Raw genomic sequence first — 14,267 nt, 5'->3', positions numbered from 1 at the left:
AGCCTATATAAAGAAGCCCCCGCAGCTACCTAGCTGCGGGGGCTTCTTTATACAAGTGGTAAGCAGAACCTACTTGGCCTTGCGGGCCAGCACTTTCTCCACGGCCGCTACGATGTCGTTTTCCATCAAGCCGTATTTCTCCATGAGCTGGTCGGGGGTGCCCGACTCGCCGAAGGAGTCGTTCACGGCTACCATTTCCAGGGGCAGGGGCTCTTCGCGGGCCAGCAGCTGGGCGATGCTGTCGCCGAGGCCGCCGTTCATCTGGTGCTCCTCGGCCGATACCACGCAACGCGTCTTGCGCACCGACTCCAAGATGGCCTGGGCATCGAGGGGCTTGATGGTGTGGATGTTGATGATTTCGGCGTTAATGCCTTTCTCGGCCAGAATATGGCCAGCCAGGATGGCCTTCCACACCAGGTGGCCGGTGGCGAAGATGCTCACGTCGGTGCCTTCGTTCAGCATCACCGCCTTGCCGATTTCAAACTTCTGGTCGGCGGGGGTGAAGTTGGGCACCACCGGGCGGCCGAAGCGCAGATACACCGGGCCTTCGTGCTCGGCAATGGCAATGGTCGCGGCCTTGGTCTGGTTGAAGTCGCAGGGGTTGATGACCGTCATGTGGGGCAGCATCTTCATCATGCCCAGGTCTTCCAGAATCTGGTGCGTGGCGCCGTCCTCGCCCAGCGTTACGCCGGCGTGCGAAGCGCAGATCTTCACGTTCTTATCCGAGTAGGCAATGCTCTGGCGGATCTGGTCGTAGACGCGGCCGGTGCTGAAGTTGGCAAACGTGCCGGTGAAGGGAATCTTGCCGCCGATGGTGAGGCCGGCCGCAATGCCCATCATGTTGGCTTCGGCAATGCCCACCTGGAAAAACCGCTCGGGGAAGTCCTTCTTGAAGGCATCCATTTTGAGCGAGCCGGTGAGGTCGGCCGTCAGTGCTACCACGTTGGGGTTGGTTTTGCCCAGCTCGTGCAAACCCACGCCAAAGCCGGAGCGGGTGTCTTTTGATTCGGTGTAGGGGAAATCTTTCATTCGGTATGGGAAGGGAAGTTTTATGTTTCTGTTGGTTTCGTTATTTGTTCTGTTCAGAAAGCAGTTGTTCTACTTTACTTTCAGAGAGCCCATAATTTCCTGAGCTACAGGTTGCCATTCCTTGATGCTTTTTTCTGTGCAGTTGAAAGTGCATAGAAGCAACTGGCCGTCTAGGTCAGTGAAAAACATCAAGTTGTAAATCTTGGTATCAATGGCCGGAGTAACCAACTCCAGGTAGCCAACCTTTCGGCCATTAATGGATTTTATACCGCTACTCTTCCACTCAGCCGAAGGGTAGATGTTTTTGAAGACCTTGACAAAGTTGTCTTTGTGAGGGCTAATTAAGTCCTGACTTGCCTTGTTTTTGGTGAGGTTCAGAGCAACGTTAATTCCACCGGTTTCATTGGTGTAAACCAATGTTGGCCTTCTCTCAGATGGGTATTTCATTTTCATCATTTCCTCCTTCATAACCTCAAATCCCTTTGGGATTTTTAGCTCAACCTTCTTGTTGATGAAAGATTTTGACTCTAGCTCAATACCCTTGTAGGTTGCCGAAGCAAGAACATATATCAGAGTAAGCAGGGTAATTATTCTAGGCAAAATCCTGTAGTTGTTCATGCTGGAGGAATTGAATTGGCCAAAGTGAGTAAAGCTCATTTGCCAAACATACTCACCGAGCTGGTCTGCCCGGAGCGGATGGTGAAGTTGCGCACATCGGTGAACTTGCTGCCGGTGGCCGTGGCGGTGCGGAACACCAAGCGGTAGGCTCCCGGCTGCATGGGCAGGTTCACTTTGCTGCTGCCTTCGGGCAGGTTATACACCCAGGTCTGCGACTCATCGTTGTTGAGGCGGTAAATGCTGCCGTAGCCTTTCAGGTCCGTCACGATGTTGAGCGTGCCGGGCGCGTCGTAGGTTACGGCCGTTTCCTGGCCCTGCTTGATGCTGATGCGGCGCACGATGCGGGGCAGCGTAAGCAGCTCCACCTCGTAGTTGCCGGCCAGCAGCTTTTGCCTGGTGCCAAAGCCCAAGCTGACCACCGTAGCTGGGTTGCCCTGGGCCCGCACCACCGCCTGCACCTTGCCGTAAGGATTCGGCGTAATGTTCGGTGACTGCAAAGCCAGGGTACCCTGCGGCGTTTTGTAGGTCAGCACGTTGGCCTTGCCGGGCCGGATGGCCAGGTTGGCTTGCCGCACCGGCGGCACCGTGTTGATGACCAGGTCGTAGCTCTGCAGCGCGTCGATGTCGAGCACGTCGGGCTTGCCTTGCGCGTCGCGGTAATGCACGTAGTTGTACTCTGGCGTTTCCGTGACGTTGTTAACGAAGGTCATATTCACGTTGCTTTCCACCGGCTTGCCCGCCTCGTCGGTGAGGTTGATGCTGACCGTGGTCTTGTTCAGCGTCTGGGCAATGACGTTGTCGAGCACCTGGCGAAAGGTCTTCACGTCGGCCGCGTTGTAGTACTGACCCAGGCATTCGAGCTGCTTACCAAACTCCTTTTCGGCCCCGATACCGATGACGAACGGCTTCAGGAAAATATGCTTCCGCTGGAGCGCAATCGAGGTGGCACACGGGTCCCCTTTACAGGATTCGAGGCCGTCGGTAATCAGGATGAGCACGTTGCGGGCCGTTTTGTCCGCCGGGAAGTCGTTGGCGGCCTGTTGCAGGGAGTAGGTAATAGGAGTGTTGCCGCGGGGCTCGATCTGCTGAAGCTTATCCTTAATGGCCTTGGCGTTTTTGGCCGCGAAGGGTACTTCCAGGCGCGAGTCTTCGCAGTTGTTTTCCTCCTTGCCGTACAAGTGGCCGTAGGGCCTGAGGGCCAGCTCAAGGTTGGGGTAGGCGTTGAGCGAGTCGGCCATTTTGGCCAGCAAGCTTTTGGCTACGTCCATCCGGGCCCGGCCTTCCCAAGGCGCCAGCATCGAGCCCGAGGCATCGAGCAAGAACAGGATGCGCGTGACGCGGGGTTTCTGCGGCGGCACGTTCTGGGCGTAGGTGGCCGAGGCCGGCCCGAAAGCCAGCAACAGCACCCAGCGCAGAAGAACGGTTAAGCGGCGCATACGAAACCTCACCCCGGCCCCTCTCCCTAAGGAGAGGGGAGCCGAACGGCTTTTATTGAAACGACCTCCTGTGGCCCTTATTACTACCTGCCACCCGCCCCACTGAAATCAGCACTGAATCAGCGGAATCGGCGATTTAGTAGTCGGCGGCTTGCTCTACCAGCAGCTGCTGCAGGGCTTTTTCCAGCTGCTCGTCGTTGGGGGCGGTGCCGTGCCACTTGTGGGTGCCCATCATGTAGTCCACGCCGAAGCCCATCTGGGTATCCATCAGGATCATGGTGGGCTGGCCCTGGCCGCTGAGCTTACCAGCTTCTTCCAGGGTTGGCAGCAGCTTTTCGAGGTCGTTGCCGTCGGTTTCGAGCACGCGCCAGCCGAAGGCTTCGAACTTCGCGCGCAGGTTGCCCAGGTGCATGATTTCGTCGGTCGAGCCGTCAATCTGCTGGCCGTTGCGGTCTACAATGGCAATCAGGTTGTCGACTTTGCAGTGGGGCGCGTACATAGCGGCTTCCCACACCTGGCCTTCTTCCAGCTCACCGTCGCCCATGAGCACGTACACGAGGCTTTTGTCGCCATCAAGCTTCTTGGCCTGGGCCGCACCGATGGCCACGCTCATGCCCTGGCCCAACGAGCCCGAGGCAATGCGGATACCGGGCAGGTGCTCGTGGGTGGCGGGGTGGCCCTGCAGGCGGGAATTGAGCTTGCGGAAGGTAGCCAGCTCACTCACCGGAAAGTAGCCCGAGCGGGCCAGCACCGAATAGAACACGGGCGAAATGTGGCCGTTCGACAGGAAAAACAAGTCTTCCCCTTCGCCTTTCATGCTGAAGCTGGGGTTGTGCTTCATGATGCGGAAGTAGAGGGCGACCAGCAGATCGGTGCAGCCGAGGGAGCCGCCGGGGTGGCCCGAATTGACGGCGTGTACCATGCGCACGATGTCGCGGCGCACTTGGGAGGCAATCTGCTTCAGCTCCGCCACGGATTTCTGCTCGGTGGCGGGGGAGGTAAGGGTGTTTTCCTGGGACATGGAAATGAGGAAGAGGGTTTACGCAGGCAAAGGTAATGGTCTTGGCGAAGGGACCCAGCCGGAAAGCAAAGGCTTCTTACCGGAACCGATAACGATAGGCGGGTTTTAATGTGCGAGTGTGCTAATGGGGTTGAATGTGCTAATTATTAATGTGGGGAATGCGGGGAGGATGTGTCGTTGCGAGGAGGCACGACGAAGCAATCCGTCCTCTGAAATGTGCTGAGTGTCCATAACTGGAAAGCCCTTTCCCGTCGCAACGGAAAAGGGCTTTCTGGTAAAAGGGCATTTGCCACTAGCAGAGGACGAATTGCTTCGTGCCTCGCAATGACACGGGCATCAGCACATTCCTCACCTGAGCACATTAAACCAGCTGTGCTGCGTGGTTTTTGGTGTCGACTTTCTCGATGACTTTTTCGATGATGCCCTGCTCGTCAATCAGGAACGTGTGGCGCATAGTGCCCATGTACTTGCGGCCGTACATGGATTTCTCCTGCCACACGCCGTACGCTTCCACGATTTTCTTGTCGGTATCGACCAGCAGGGGAAAGGGCAGTTCGTATTTCAGGGCAAACTTCTGGTGCGACTTGCCGCTGTCGATGCTCACCCCGATAACCTGCACGTTCTTGGCGGTCAACTCTTCCTGATGGTCGCGCAGGTTACAGGCCTGGGCGGTGCAGCCGGGCGTATCATCTTTGGGGTAGAAATACAGAGCGACTTTCTTGCCGCGCAGGTCCTGGAGGCGGATGAGGTTGCCGTCCTGGTCGAGGGCTTCAAAATCGGGGGCGGGGGTGCCGGGAGTAAGGGCCATAATGGGTGAATAAGGGCAGTTAGGGTTTGTCGGTGACGGGTTGGGGCGTAAAAATCAGGTTTTCCGTCGGAAATCCGAGCGAGTGGGCCAGGCCTACGAGCCGGTCGCGCACGGGCCGCTCCAGGTGGGGGGTGCGGCACAGCAGCCAGAGGTTTTTGCGGCCCGGCTCACCTACTAAAGCGTAGCGGTATTCCGGGTCGTGGTCCAGAATCCAGTAGTCGCCCTCGAAGGGCCAGAAAAAGCTTACGCGCAGCTTGGCGTTGGTGGTAGTGTCCACGATACGGGCGGTGCCTTCCACCGTTTCCACGGGGCCATTCACGTCTTCCTTGTGGCAGGTGTTCAGTACGCTTACTTTGCCGTTGGGCAGCAGCTTGTAGCGGGCCGTTACATGCTCGCAGCCTTTCTCGAAGCGGGTAGGCAGGCGGGCTATTTCGTACCACAAGCCCATGTAGCGGTGTACATCCACGTGGGGCGACACGGGCAGCGGGGCGTGCAGCTTGCGGCGGATATAGGTGAAGGCGGCAATACCGGTGGCCACAGTAGCTACGGCGGCTCCGAGGATGATGGGTTGGCGGCGTTTGGGCATAGTAGAAAGATGTAGCGCGAACTATGTAGTTCGCTTGGCAGAACGAAAATCGTTGTAGAGGCGCGGGCCACGCGAACTACAAAGTTCGCGCTACTGCTCTACGGGCAGAGCCTTGGCATAGATTCCGAAGAAGCTGGCGTCAGGATACAAGGCCAGAACGGGGTAAGGACGTAGCCTTGCGTCTCAAGCGGTGAACAAAACTGGCCATACGGCGCGGACGACGAGACGCAAATATGCGTCTCTACACCCCTTGCACCTATTTGCGTTATACCTCAAACAGCTGCTAAAAGAAAAAGGCGGGCCACGCGGCCCGCCTTTTTCAACATATTCCTCCTACAGATTAAAGCTCAGCACCTTTTCATTGCCGGCCTGGTCGGTGATGCGCAGCGTGGCTGGCCCGCGCAGGGGCGGCCCCACGGTATCGTTGGGCTCGGTGAAGAGGGTGGAGTTCTTGTATTCGTAGCGCAACAGCCGGAACCGGCCGCCCACCATGAGCGTGTAGCTGTTCAGGCCCGAGAGGTTGTCGCCGACCTGGAAGGTGAGGCCGCCGGCACCTTTGCGCACCAGCCGGGCCGAGGGCGCGATGGTGTCGGCGAAGATGCGGAACTGCCCGAACACTTTGGCCGGAAAGCTCACCTGATTGCCGTCCCACTTGCCACCCACGTAGCTGCGGCCCCCGCGGGCATTCACCAGGTACACGGCCGAGTGCTCCTTATCGGCCACTTCGGTCTGAGGCTTGAGCGTGATGCGCAGCGGCAGATATAACGACTGCCGGGGATTGTGCACGGTCCAGGCGCCGTCCTTATAGCTGGTTTGCAGGTACAAAGTGTCGAACAACGTTTGGGGCGCGAAGCTCAGGTTCAGATAGTTGTCGGCGAAGCCCTGCTCGGTGCCGGCCGGAATCCGGGCCTGCCGGTCGAAGCGCCGGGTGATGCCCCCGAAGCGGATGGAATCGGGTAGGCCGGCGCGCAGGTCGTAGAGGTATACGTTCTGGCTCTGCGTAGTGTAGCTGGGTTTGAGCTCCAGGCGGCGGGAGCCGCGCAGCAGCACCGCGTTGCCACTCTGGCGGGCCGTATCGGGGTCGGCGGCAATTACTTTGAGGATGTTGCGGGTTATTTCCCAGCGCAAGGCCGGCTTTTTCACGGCTGCGCTACGGGTTTTGGTATACTCCGGCTTCTGCCCACGCAGCACGAAGCTCAAGGGCGTGGTGTTGCCGTAGGAGTCGCTCATCAGCACTTCCACCGCGTAGAGCTTACCGTCTTCCACCCGCAGCTTGCCCTTGTCGGGGCCGGTGGTGTACATCGTCAGCTCGTTGCCGTCGTCTACGAACAGCTTCTGCAACGTGCGGCCCTGAGTCATCATCCACTCGTAGTCTACGTGCTGGTTCACGGTGCGCGTGCCGGTCGGGAAGGGCACGTTATCCACCGTGTGCGAATATAGCGGCTGCCCGTTTACCTTCACTTCCACCTTCTGCAGCCCGTTTTTGTTCCAAGCGTTGTCGTACCGGTCGAAGGCCTGAAGCAGCACGCCCACGGTGCCGTAGGCGGCAATAGTATCGGGCCAAGTGGTAGCCACGCCGGCCGCCGGGGCCACTTTGGGCACCAGCACGGCCTTGTCGAAGCGGCCCTGCACCCGGGCATCGATGCTGAGCGGTTCCAGGGCGAAGGCCTGCAGGGTGGGGGCAATGTGGTCCTGAATTTCGCTGAAGCCGCCCCACTGCAGCGGGTTCAGCTGGTTGTCGTGGGCGTCGCGCACTTCCCAGTGCACGTGCGGACCGGCCGAGCCGCCGGTGTTGCCCGAGAGGGCCACCACTTCGCCACGCTTCACCGGAAACTGGTCCTTGTTGAAGAACAGCTCCAGTTCGTAAGTCTGCTTTTCGTACTGCTTTTCTCGCAGAAAGGCCCCGGCCGGCCCCATAAAGCGGTTCAGGTGGCCGTACACGGTCGTCAGCCCGTTGGGGTGGGTAATGTAGAGTACATTGCCGTAGCCGAAAGCCGACTGCTTCAGGCGCGAAATATAACCCTCGGCTGAGGCGTACACCGGCAAGTCGGTGCGGCCGTCGGTTTTGATGTCGAGGCCGCCGTGGAAGTGGTTGGGCCGCAGCTCGCCCATGCTGGCGGCCAGAAAGTTGGGCTTGCCGGGCTTGATGGGGAACAGGAAATAGCCCGGTTCCACCGTGGGGCGGTCCGTGGGGCCGTTTTTCGCGGCGGGCTTGGGCAGGGAGTCGGGCTCCTGGCCGGCCATGGGCGCGGGCCGCAGGCTCATGGTGGTGAGCAGCGTAAGCAATAAAACGGAGGTTTTCCCCCGAAAAGACGTATTCAGCACTCGATTCTATTTTACCGCCAGTTCCAACACCTTCTCATCCTCCAGGTAGCCCGTGAGCTGGTCGCCAATCTTGACCGGACCCACGCCACTGGGCGTGCCGGTAAAGATTAAGTCGCCCATTTTCAGGGTAATAAAGCGCGAAATGTAGGCAATCTGAGCCGCGAAGTTGTGCAGCATCATGCCCGAGTTGCCGCGCTGCTTCACCTCGCCGTTTACTTCGAGGTGGAAGTTGATGTTGGCCAGATCGGCAAACTCGGCCACCGGCTTGAATGTGGGCGACAAGGGTGCCGAGCCGTCGAAGCCCTTGGCTAGGTCCCAGGGCAGGCCTTTGGCTTTGGCCTTGCTTTGCAGGTCGCGGGCGGTGAAGTCGATGCCCAGGCCGATGGCGTCGAAGTAGGTGTGGGCAAACTTGGGGTCGATGTTCTTGCCGTTTTTGCTCACGCGCAGCACCAACTCGATTTCGTGGTGGATGTCGGTGGAGAAGTCGGGGTAGAAAAACGGCATGCCGCGCTGCAACAGGGCCGTTTCGGGCTTAGTAAAGATGACGGGCTCGTCGGGCGTCTCGTTGTTGAGTTCGGCAATATGTTCGGCGTAGTTACGGCCTATGCAAAGTATTTTCATGGAGGGAAGGCAGAGGAGGAAAAGGTATTTGGCCAAAAATAGCGCTAATTCGCGGCCCGGAAAATCAAAATAGCGCCTACGTAACGCGGGAAGGCGGTGTTGAACTATGCAGGCCTAAACATTTTACCCGCCGCTCGTCGTATAGCAGCACAGCCGCCCGCGGTAGAGCTTCTTTACGCCGCCCGCCCGGTCCGTTCTTCTTTCCCACACCGACTTGCTACCATGATCAAGAAGCTCATGCTGGCCAGCTGCCTGTTTGTGGCGGCCGCCTGCTCCACCGTCCCGATTACCGGCCGCCGCCAGCTCAGCCTGGTGTCCGACGCGGAAATCAACTCCCTGGCCGTGCAGCAATATCAGGAAGTGCTCAAAACCAGCAAGCTTTCCACCGATGCCAACCAGGTAGCCATGGTGCGGCGCGTGGGGCAGCGCATTCAGCAGGCCGTCGAAACCTACTTTCTGAGCCAGAACCAGCAGGCCGCCCTGGCCGGCTATGCCTGGGAGTTCAACGTAATTGAGGACAAGCAGGAAAATGCCTGGTGCATGCCCGGTGGCAAAGTGGCCGTATACACGGGCATTCTGCCCATCACCCAGGACGAAAACGGCCTGGCGGTGGTCATGGCCCACGAAATTGCCCACGCCGTAGCCAAGCACGGCTCGGAGCGCATGAGCCAGGGCTTGCTCCAGGACTACGGCGGGCAGGCATTGTCGGCCGCGCTTTCCACCCGGCCCGAAGCCACCCAGCAACTGGCCCTGCAGGCGTTTGGCGTGGGAAGCTCGGTGGGCTTGCTGAAGTACGGCCGCAACCAGGAAACCGAAGCCGACCATCTGGGCCTTATCTTCATGGCCATGGCTGGCTACAACCCCGACGGCGCCCTGGCGTTCTGGCAGCGCATGGATGCCCGCGAAAACCAGGCCTCACCCCCGGAATTCCTCTCGACTCACCCCTCCAACGGCACCCGCATTGCGGATATTCAGCGCGAATTGCCCGAAGCCCGTAAGTATTACAAAGCCCGCTAATTGCCGGGTTTGCGCCCAACTCTAATGAAATTCTCCCCCCGTTCTGTTCTCTACGCGGCCCTGCTGACCTTGCCGGTCCTGGGCTCTTTGTCGTCCTGCGAAACCTCTAAGCGGGGCTTTCCCGAAGTAAGCTCGCCTTCCAACGACCCCGATGAGGCCAACCGCCGCAAGCTGGAAGCTACCAGCACCCAGCTGGCCCGCCTCAACGAAGGCAAAGTAGAATACATCATGCCCCGGGCTCAACTGGCCACGGCCTTTATCCGGGAGTTCAACGATGGTACCGTGGTCGACAAAACCATGATCCGCAAGGTGCAGGAAAGCGCTAAGGACAAGCCGGTTTACTATCTGGTGGGCCTGGGCCTGCGCGACGGAATGTTCCGCTCCATGGCTATTCCGCTCATCACCTCCACCGACCAGAGCCTGTATCTGAGCTCCAACTCGGAGCGCTACACTATTACCAGCGTCGGCTGCTCGTTCTGCTACTTTTCCTTCGAGAAAAACCAGATTACCGGCACTACCTGCGGCGACGACAGCGGCGGCAGCCGTTGCGACATGGTAGTAGGCCCCAGCAACACGCTTTTCCGCCGCCGATGAACCGCAAGTGGATTCTGCGCCTGGGCCTCACCGCGCTGGCGCTCTTAGTTACCACCGACCGACGGCGCCCGAAGCCCAAGCCACCGACGGAGCCGCCGAAGCCGGAAGACAACGAAAAAGGGCCGCTACGTACGTAGCGGCCCTTTTTTATGATTAATACTTGGTGTCACTCACCGAATGAGGCGTAGCTGGGTCGGGGGTATCAGGCTGCGCTTTCAATAAAGCGTGTGATGCGCTTAACCAGCTCATCCGGGTTGACGCGCTCCAGCGGGTGGGGCGTGTTCATCAGAATTTCAAACGTGGCTTTTGGCAGATACGACGCGTAGAGCGACGAGCCATCCACGCCGGCCGTCTTGTCCAGCTCACCCACCAGCACCTGCACCGGAATCGTGATTTTGGTGAGCCGGGCCGGCGTCAGGGGCGGCTCGTTGCCCAGCTCCAGCATCATTTTCCGGGTAGCCTCCAGCACGGCTGTCCACTCGGTGGGCGCGTGGGTTTGGGCAAGCTGCTCGGCAAACTGCGGCACTTTCTCCTGAATTTTGGCCGCGTCCAGCATCTTGGTTTCAGCCAGCGCTGCCTCCGGCGACCAGTCAAACTTAGTGCCCAGCGTCGTTATCGTTTTGATGGGCCCCGGCATGTCGGCTGCTGCCAGTACGGCCGCGTAGCCGCCCATGCTGTAGCCAAATACGTGCACTGCCGACAGGTTTTGGCTCTGAATATAGTCTTGCACCTCCTGCGCAAAGGCCGCCATACTGAACGAGGCCGGCTCCAGTGCCCGGCCGCCGTGGCCGCTGAATGAAAACGTATGCACTTGGTAGAACTGCGACAAGTCGCGGGCCAGGGCCCGGAGCTGCTTGTCGGAGCCCAGTGCGCCGTGGAGCAGCAGGAGGTGTTCTTTCATAGTAGTTAAGGGTGGGTTAGGGAAGTATGGAAATAAAAAGAACGTCATTCCAAGCGAAGCCGAGGAATGACGTTCTTTTTAACAGAAGTATTACTTCGTCACCTCCGCCGCCAGCTGGGCCAGGTCTAGCCCGTCGAAGGTGCCCGACGACATCATGAGCAGGTTGGCGTCCTGCCAGTTTTGCTGGTGCAGAAACTCCGCCAGGGCCTTGCTGTCGGTGAAGACTTTAAGGTCGGGGCGCTGGAAAGCTTGCTGCACGGCCTCAGGCGGCAGGGCGGGCAGGCGCTTGTGCTCCAGCACGTGGGGGTTGAAATACACCACGGCCGCGTCGGGCGCGTCGAAGGTGTGGGCGTACTGGGGCAGAAACGCCGGGTTCAGCGAGCTGAAGGTGTGCAGCTCCAGACAAGCCACCAGACGGCGCTTCGGAAACTGCTTTTTAAACGCCGTGGCCGTAGCCTTGAGCTTGGAGGGCGCGTGGGCAAAGTCCTTGTAGACCACCGACGTTTCACCTTCGCGCACCAGTTCCAGCCGCCTGGCCGCGCCCTTGAACGTGGCCAGGGCTTCGTAGAAGTCCTTGCCCTTAATGCCCAGCTGCTTGCAGACTTCCTTGGCGGCCGAGATGTTGCGCAGGTTATGCTCGCCAAACACCTGAATCGGCACCTCCTCGTCTTTCTTGGTAATGAGCACCGTCTTGCCCTTGCGCACCTTGTTCTCGTGCGGACCGTAGCCGATGTACTTCACGTCGGGGCTGGTGGGCACGGTCACGAGCTGCACCTGCTCGTCGTGCTGGTCGTAGATGAGCACGCCAGCCTTGGGCGTCATCTCGGCGAAGATGCGGAACTGCTCCCGGTAGTCTTCCTCGGTCGGAAACACGTTGATATGGTCCCAGCTAATACCGGAAATAACCCCGATGTGGTGCTGGTACAGGTGAAACTTGGGCCGCCGGTCAATCGGCGACGACAGGTACTCGTCGCCCTCGATGATGATGATGGGCGCATCCTCCGACAGTTGTACCATCAGGTCGAAGCCTTCTAATTGCGCGCCCACGGCGTAGTCGAACTTGCGGCCGTGGTAGCGCAGCACGTGCAGAATCAGCGAGGTAATGCTGGTTTTACCGTGTGAGCCGCCGATAACTACCCGCTGCTTGTCCCGGGAAGCCTCGTAGATAAACTCGGGGAAGGAGTAGATGCGCAGCCCCAGCTCCTGGGCCCGGAGTAGCTCGGGGTTGTCGGCGCGGGCGTGCATGCCTACAATCACGGCATCGAGGTCAGCCGTTACTTTCTCCGGAAACCAGCCTTCCTCGGCGGGCAGCAGGCCGGCGGCGGCTAGGCGGCTTTTGGCGGGCTCAAAGATTTCGTCGTCGGAGCCGGTAACCTGGGCACCGCGGCGGTGCAGGGCCAGGGCCAGGTTGTGCATGATGCTGCCACCGGTGGCAATCAGGTGCAGGCGCTGGAGGGAATCGGGCGTTGGGGCCATGTATTAAAACTAAATCAGGGCGGATGGGCTTTAAGAGCCGGGCGGCAAAGGTAATAAACCGGGGCCGTTGTACCGGAGCCTGATTGCGGAGCGAGAGGGGAGGAGCCGGGGAAGATACCGAAAAGAAAGGAGGGAGGCATGCGGCATATTCTGCCGCTGAGCCGTTAGCTTTGTGCCCCTTTTGCGTTAGATTTGCTGAGTACCGATGAATGACCGGATGGATGACCGCCTAAAACAATCTGCCTCGCGAGCCAAAGCCGCCTGGAACAGCCGCCCCCCGCAGCTGTCCATGGGCACGCCGTCGGGCAAGCTGCCGCCCCAGGCCCGGGAGCTGGAAGCCGCTGTTTTAGGGGCCTTGATGCTGGAAAAGGATGCCCTGACCACGGTTATCGACATCCTGAAGCCCGAGAGCTTCTACGACGAGAAGCACCGCCGCATCTTCAAGGCCATCCTCAATCTGTTCGACAAGTCCGAGCCAATTGACATCCTGACCGTAACCCACGAGCTGCGGGAAATGGGGGAGCTCGAAGCCGGCGGCGGTGCCCACTTCGTGGCCAACCTCACCTTCAAGGTGAACTCGGCGGCCAACATCGAGTACCACGCCCGTATCATCACCGAAAACGCCATCAAGCGGGAGCTGATCAACATTGCCAGCACCATTCACCGCGACGCTTTCGAGGACACCACCGATGTTTTCAACCTGCTCGACAGCACGGAACAGGCTTTGTTCGAAGTTTCGGAATCCAACATCCGCAAGAACTTCGACGACATGCGCAGCCTGATGGGCAAGGCCATCAAGGAGCTGGAGGAAAAGAAAAACCAGAAGGACGGCCTCACCGGCGTGCCCTCAGGCTTCTCAGCCCTGGACCGCGTCACCTCGGGCTGGCAACCCTCTGACCTGGTGATTATTGCCGCTCGCCCTGGTATGGGTAAAACGGCCTTCGTGGTATCAGCCATGCGCAACGCGGCCGTTGACCACAAGAAGGCGGTGGCCATCTTTTCGCTGGAAATGTCTTCGATTCAGCTCGTGAATCGTCTGATTTCGGCCGAGGCCGAGCTAGACTCCGAGAAAATCAAGAAGGGTAACCTGGCCGACTACGAGTGGGCCCAGCTCAACCACAAGATTGCCGGCTTGTCGTCGGCCCCGATTTACATCGATGACACGCCCGGCCTCAGCATCCGGGAATTGCGCACCAAGTGCCGCCGCCTCAAGGCCCACCACGACATCCAGATGATCATCATCGACTACCTGCAGCTGATGACGGGTAACTCGGATGGGGGCAAGGGCGCTGGCAACCGCGAACAGGAAATTGCCTCGATTTCGCGGGCCCTGAAGGGTATTGCCAAGGAGCTGAATGTGCCGGTACTGGCCCTGTCGCAGCTTTCGCGCTCGGTGGAAACCCGCGGCGGCGACAAAAAGCCCCAGCTCAGTGACCTGCGGGAATCGGGTTCTATCGAGCAGGACGCCGACATGGTGGTGTTCCTCTACCGGCCTGAATACTACAAGATTACCGAGGACGAAATGGGCAATCCGACCCAGGGTACCGGCGAGGTTATCATTGCCAAGCACCGGAACGGCTCCCTGGAAACCGTACAGCTTAAGTTTATTGGCAAGTTCACCAAGTTTGCCGACCTCGACGGCGGCGGCTTCGGCATGGATGCTGAGTACAACACCGGTGCTTTCCCGGCCAGCACCTTCGACGAGCAAACCGGCTTCACACCCGGCACCATCCGGCTGGGCAGCAAAATCAACGAGGGCGGCCCGGGTCCGGTGCCCTTCCCCAAGAGCAACTTCGGCAACGACGACCCGCCATTTTAAGCTACTCCCAAGGTCA

At 59.3% G+C, this 14,267-nt stretch carries 14 protein-coding genes; 4 read left to right on the top strand and 10 right to left on the bottom strand.

The features are described from left to right. Positions 1–69 precede the first annotated feature (69 nt). The 8 genes from LGH74_RS12190 to LGH74_RS12155 form a co-directional block, all read right to left on the bottom strand. A complete protein-coding gene (locus tag LGH74_RS12190) occupies positions 70–1,029 on the bottom strand; it encodes a transketolase family protein (RefSeq protein ID WP_226176057.1) in 960 nt (319 codons plus the stop codon). A gap of 69 nt (positions 1,030–1,098) precedes the next feature. Continuing rightward, a complete protein-coding gene (locus LGH74_RS12185; protein ID WP_226176056.1) occupies positions 1,099–1,647 on the bottom strand; it encodes a hypothetical protein in 549 nt (182 codons plus the stop codon). A gap of 35 nt (positions 1,648–1,682) precedes the next feature. Next, positions 1,683–3,083, bottom strand: coding sequence for a vWA domain-containing protein (locus LGH74_RS12180; RefSeq protein ID WP_226176055.1), 1,401 nt, complete (start codon positions 3,081–3,083; stop codon positions 1,683–1,685). A 136-nt stretch (positions 3,084–3,219) separates the two neighbouring features. Further along, on the bottom strand, positions 3,220–4,104 hold the full coding sequence (locus LGH74_RS12175) for a transketolase (RefSeq protein WP_226176054.1): 885 nt from the start codon (positions 4,102–4,104) through the stop codon (positions 3,220–3,222). A gap of 361 nt (positions 4,105–4,465) precedes the next feature. Continuing rightward, positions 4,466–4,912 carry a thioredoxin-dependent thiol peroxidase gene (gene bcp / locus LGH74_RS12170; protein WP_226176052.1) on the bottom strand — a complete coding sequence of 149 codons (447 nt, stop codon included), beginning with the start codon at positions 4,910–4,912 and terminating at the stop codon, positions 4,466–4,468. 19 nt (positions 4,913–4,931) lie between these two features. After that, complete coding sequence (locus LGH74_RS12165; protein ID WP_226176050.1) at positions 4,932–5,498, bottom strand: lipocalin family protein; 567 nt, start codon at positions 5,496–5,498, stop codon at positions 4,932–4,934. Positions 5,499–5,831: 333 nt separating this feature from the next. Continuing rightward, positions 5,832–7,784: a M23 family metallopeptidase gene (locus tag LGH74_RS12160; RefSeq protein ID WP_226176048.1), complete on the bottom strand. Its 1,953-nt coding sequence runs from the start codon at positions 7,782–7,784 to the stop codon at positions 5,832–5,834. A gap of 45 nt (positions 7,785–7,829) precedes the next feature. Then, positions 7,830–8,444 (bottom strand): fumarylacetoacetate hydrolase family protein, encoded by a 615-nt coding sequence (locus LGH74_RS12155; RefSeq protein ID WP_226176042.1) that lies wholly within the window; start codon positions 8,442–8,444, stop codon positions 7,830–7,832. Positions 8,445–8,666: 222 nt separating this feature from the next. Between LGH74_RS12155 and LGH74_RS12150 the strand changes: the two genes are divergently transcribed. From LGH74_RS12150 to LGH74_RS12140, 3 genes are read left to right on the top strand one after another with little or no spacing between them, the layout of a single operon-like run. Then, the gene (locus LGH74_RS12150) at positions 8,667–9,461 is read left to right on the top strand and encodes a M48 family metallopeptidase (protein WP_226176041.1); all 795 of its coding nucleotides are present in this window, start codon (positions 8,667–8,669) and stop codon (positions 9,459–9,461) included. A gap of 24 nt (positions 9,462–9,485) precedes the next feature. Then, positions 9,486–10,055 (top strand): hypothetical protein, encoded by a 570-nt coding sequence (locus LGH74_RS12145; RefSeq protein WP_226176040.1) that lies wholly within the window; start codon positions 9,486–9,488, stop codon positions 10,053–10,055. Beyond that, positions 10,052–10,192, top strand: a complete 141-nt coding sequence (locus LGH74_RS12140) for a hypothetical protein (RefSeq protein WP_226176038.1) — start codon at positions 10,052–10,054, stop codon at positions 10,190–10,192. The genes LGH74_RS12145 and LGH74_RS12140 overlap by 4 nt, the downstream gene beginning before the upstream one ends. Positions 10,193–10,257: 65 nt before the next feature. Here LGH74_RS12140 and LGH74_RS12135 read toward each other — a convergent pair whose 3' ends face one another. Beyond that, positions 10,258–10,956, bottom strand: a complete 699-nt coding sequence (locus LGH74_RS12135) for an alpha/beta fold hydrolase (protein ID WP_226176037.1) — start codon at positions 10,954–10,956, stop codon at positions 10,258–10,260. Between the two features lie 90 nt (positions 10,957–11,046). Beyond that, positions 11,047–12,432, bottom strand: a complete 1,386-nt coding sequence (locus tag LGH74_RS12130) for a UDP-N-acetylmuramate--L-alanine ligase (protein WP_226176036.1) — start codon at positions 12,430–12,432, stop codon at positions 11,047–11,049. 289 nt (positions 12,433–12,721) lie between these two features. Here LGH74_RS12130 and dnaB point away from each other — a divergent pair, with 289 nt between their 5' ends. Next, positions 12,722–14,251, top strand: coding sequence for a replicative DNA helicase (dnaB, locus tag LGH74_RS12125; RefSeq protein ID WP_226176659.1), 1,530 nt, complete (start codon positions 12,722–12,724; stop codon positions 14,249–14,251). The last annotated feature ends 16 nt before the right edge of the window (positions 14,252–14,267 follow it).

It is taken from the genome of Hymenobacter lucidus, assembly GCF_020447265.1.
Lineage (GTDB): Bacteria > Bacteroidota > Bacteroidia > Cytophagales > Hymenobacteraceae > Hymenobacter > Hymenobacter lucidus.
Note: the sequence above shows the minus strand (reverse complement) of the source record. Positions and strands in the feature narration are given on the sequence as shown.

Coding starts and splice junctions, on each gene's coding strand:
- LGH74_RS12190 (WP_226176057.1), bottom strand. CDS start 1,029: ATGAAAGATTTCCCCTACACCGAATCAAAAGACACCCGCTCCGGCTTT.
- LGH74_RS12185 (WP_226176056.1), bottom strand. CDS start 1,647: ATGAACAACTACAGGATTTTGCCTAGAATAATTACCCTGCTTACTCTG.
- LGH74_RS12180 (WP_226176055.1), bottom strand. CDS start 3,083: ATGCGCCGCTTAACCGTTCTTCTGCGCTGGGTGCTGTTGCTGGCTTTC.
- LGH74_RS12175 (WP_226176054.1), bottom strand. CDS start 4,104: ATGTCCCAGGAAAACACCCTTACCTCCCCCGCCACCGAGCAGAAATCC.
- bcp (WP_226176052.1), bottom strand. CDS start 4,912: ATGGCCCTTACTCCCGGCACCCCCGCCCCCGATTTTGAAGCCCTCGAC.
- LGH74_RS12165 (WP_226176050.1), bottom strand. CDS start 5,498: ATGCCCAAACGCCGCCAACCCATCATCCTCGGAGCCGCCGTAGCTACT.
- LGH74_RS12155 (WP_226176042.1), bottom strand. CDS start 8,444: ATGAAAATACTTTGCATAGGCCGTAACTACGCCGAACATATTGCCGAA.
- LGH74_RS12150 (WP_226176041.1), top strand. CDS start 8,667: ATGATCAAGAAGCTCATGCTGGCCAGCTGCCTGTTTGTGGCGGCCGCC.
- LGH74_RS12145 (WP_226176040.1), top strand. CDS start 9,486: ATGAAATTCTCCCCCCGTTCTGTTCTCTACGCGGCCCTGCTGACCTTG.
- LGH74_RS12140 (WP_226176038.1), top strand. CDS start 10,052: ATGAACCGCAAGTGGATTCTGCGCCTGGGCCTCACCGCGCTGGCGCTC.
- LGH74_RS12135 (WP_226176037.1), bottom strand. CDS start 10,956: ATGAAAGAACACCTCCTGCTGCTCCACGGCGCACTGGGCTCCGACAAG.
- LGH74_RS12130 (WP_226176036.1), bottom strand. CDS start 12,432: ATGGCCCCAACGCCCGATTCCCTCCAGCGCCTGCACCTGATTGCCACC.
- dnaB (WP_226176659.1), top strand. CDS start 12,722: ATGGGCACGCCGTCGGGCAAGCTGCCGCCCCAGGCCCGGGAGCTGGAA.